Raw genomic sequence first — 2,653 nt, forward strand, 5'->3', positions numbered from 1 at the left:
AGCACTCCCGCTGTTATTGACTCGTAATCTTTTACGCCTGAGTCAATGAAGACTAAGCAGCGCGGTGGCATTTTTTCAAAAGCAGATTGTGAGTTAACTTGAGCGAATGTAGAACTCATATTGAAGACTCCATTAAGGGCATTATTAGTAGATACACCCCGGAGTTATCTTATCAAGCGTATGTGATAAATCTGCAATTTTGGCAATTGACTTTTGGATGGATCGAGCTAATCTGAACGGAGGATAACAGAGCCTAATTGCAGTTGGTTCGAGCGACCGTCAGAAGTTAGGCGAACTTTATCAATCTCTCTAAGAACAATAGTCCGGACAGTTTTTATATGACCCAATGGCTTATTCTGTAGGACTTCGCAGCCACTGTGGATCATTAAATCAATGTCAGCTCCACCCCGCTCGTTGCATTTAATTCGACTTTATTTATGATCCTTGCGCCGCGTAAGCTTGTAGTCTCGTTCCAAAAACTGTCCGGAGTGTTGTAAGAATAGAGGCATATTTTTGAAGTGCCGAGGTAATTTTCTCGATACAGTCAGATTCCCCGCCAAAATTATGGAAACAAAATATTCACATTCCTTGATGCAGAGTCTTTGAAGACAAAGCTTTTGTATAGGGAATTTGCGTATTCCGAGGCGCGAGTCGTTTCCCTTAAAGAAGTCAACCTATTGCGTCCTCCAAAAGTGAGCTTAGTGGTAGATACAGCCTTGGATTCAGAGCTTCTTAAATTGTTAGCGATCGTGTTTATTTCGCTCATTCTTATTTAACCTATCTATCAGTTTCCCCTATTTCTGCAGCACTGTCATCCGCAATCGCACGGAATTTATTATATGCGTGTTTTCCCTTACTTTTGGCAAACGCGCAATTACCGATAGCTCCGATATCCTACTGGTGATACCACTTTTAAAAAAGAATCCAAATCTAGGCCGGTGCTTCAAACCTCAATAGCCATTAGTCATTCGTAATTCTAAAATCTAAAATTTAAAATCTAAAAGGGTATGACAGTTAGTTTATTTGCCTCCCAACTGCACCGCTCAAGATTCTGTGGAAGATGGCGGTTTTTTTCCTGTATTGCGAATATTAATAATATTGTTGAGCGCCTCAACCCAAAAAGCAGCCCCCATAGAAATAGCTACGTCGCTCAATATCCAACCAAACAATTTTGCAATCAAAGCCGATCACAATAAATTCCCCTGCCTATCACGTTCTAAGCTGTTCTGTTCGCTCCATCCAAAAGGCAATACGGTTCAGTTAGCGCTTTAAGACGAATTTCATTTCTCGCATTTATGAGACTTCCAGACTTGTGAAAGGAAATCCGATTATTCTTATCTGAACATTATTGATCCAAAAGGCAGAGCTACCTGATCCAAAGCTCCATCGACATCCTGTTGAACTTTTGTCAGACTGGTTAAATTATTTGATTTAGTCTTAGCATAGTTTGCAACCAACTGCTGAGCGTACAAATTAACAATCGATCGCTAAAGCCACCTTTTGGTTAATCTTAGCATTGCTCGCAGTGTGGGCGAGTTGGCAGATTTGGCAATGGTTACGTTTTTATATTCATAATTTGAAACAGAGGAATTAAACAACTGGTGGAAGTGCGAAAAAATAATTAAAAATTTGTCGGTAGCAGCGTGGTTATTGCTATCGAAAAAGTTGCCGTAAAAATGGAAATACCGCAAAGCTTGTCGCTGTCTTTACATGGCGGTTTTGCAGCGGTTAAATGATGCGAAAACCATGGTTTATCAACCAAGCCGCACTGAAACCGAATATTTGCAATTAATCCAGCAATTACCCCAGGCTCTGCCTTACTAAACTGTGAGCGCAATATACCAGCAACTATATTTTGAGAATAGGGAAGCTGGCGCCTCAACCTTTGAACAGTGTCAGAAAGCTTATCAACAAATTAAGGATTAAGTAGGTAAACGCAAAAAAACAATAATATCCAATCAATAATTTTATGGTCGGGTTTTACCAACAATAATTACCACAAACCGACAATCTCAAAAACCCCCACTTAATAGCCAATTGCAGTCTACTTCCTTCAATCTACAAGGGTTCAAGGTCGTACTCGAATAACTGGCGTAGCGCCTAAGAGTACGACCTTGAAATGGTCCTATCAGACCGAAGTAGCAAATGGGTTGAAGGCGACGAAACTAGCACCTACCCCAGCAATAAGATTCGGGTCAGTGCCACCCCCCATCAGTCCTGTAGGTGAAGGTAACCAGTTCTGCGCGGCCTTGACTGTCACACTAGGATTAGCGATCGCCACCCCATTGAAAGAGTTGGTGATGAAATTGCTTATATCCACTGTTGTCGGCCCTGAACCACCAAGCAAGCTTGAATCCTGTAACGGGATACCACCTCTGTTGAGACCACCACCAATATTAGCGTTGGTGATATCGTTGTTCTCAATATCGGTATGGCCACCTTGCAAGCGTATCCCCTCTTGCCTGACATTGCTAATTTTGTTGTTGTCGATCGCACTAGCTGAACGAAAGTCAGTAATTGAATCACCGACAATGCTCGCTGCACTCACCACATTAGAAATCCCTTGATATTCAATTTTCCGCACTAGGTAGTCGGAACCATCGTTTTTGAAGGAGGTGGCCGCGTAGGCAGCGGTGGGGCTATCGTAGGCTTT

At 42.1% G+C, this 2,653-nt stretch carries 3 protein-coding genes; 1 reads left to right on the forward strand and 2 read right to left on the reverse strand.

Annotated features, from left to right (window positions below):
- Nucleotides 1-1,043: 1,043 nt before the first annotated feature.
- Nucleotides 1,044-1,181, reverse strand: a complete 138-nt coding sequence (locus tag QUA57_RS28305) for a hypothetical protein (RefSeq protein ID WP_333065104.1) — start codon at nucleotides 1,179-1,181, stop codon at nucleotides 1,044-1,046.
- A gap of 529 nt (nucleotides 1,182-1,710) precedes the next feature.
- Between QUA57_RS28305 and QUA57_RS28830 the strand changes: the two genes are divergently transcribed.
- On the forward strand, nucleotides 1,711-1,824 hold the full coding sequence (locus QUA57_RS28830; protein WP_445251945.1) for a hypothetical protein: 114 nt from the start codon (nucleotides 1,711-1,713) through the stop codon (nucleotides 1,822-1,824).
- 304 nt (nucleotides 1,825-2,128) lie between these two features.
- Here the strand turns inward: QUA57_RS28830 and QUA57_RS28310 are convergent.
- Nucleotides 2,129-2,653 (reverse strand): hypothetical protein (locus tag QUA57_RS28310; RefSeq protein ID WP_333065105.1); only part of this gene is annotated, 525 nt, incomplete at its 5' end.

Origin of the sequence: Microcoleus sp. Pol7_B2 (assembly GCF_036701035.1) — a bacterium.
GTDB lineage: Bacteria > Cyanobacteriota > Cyanobacteriia > Cyanobacteriales > Microcoleaceae > Microcoleus.

Excerpts from the sequence above, each read along its gene's own strand:
- QUA57_RS28830 (WP_445251945.1), top strand. The coding sequence starts at position 1,711 with ATGGCGGTTTTGCAGCGGTTAAATGATGCGAAAACCATGGTTTATCAA.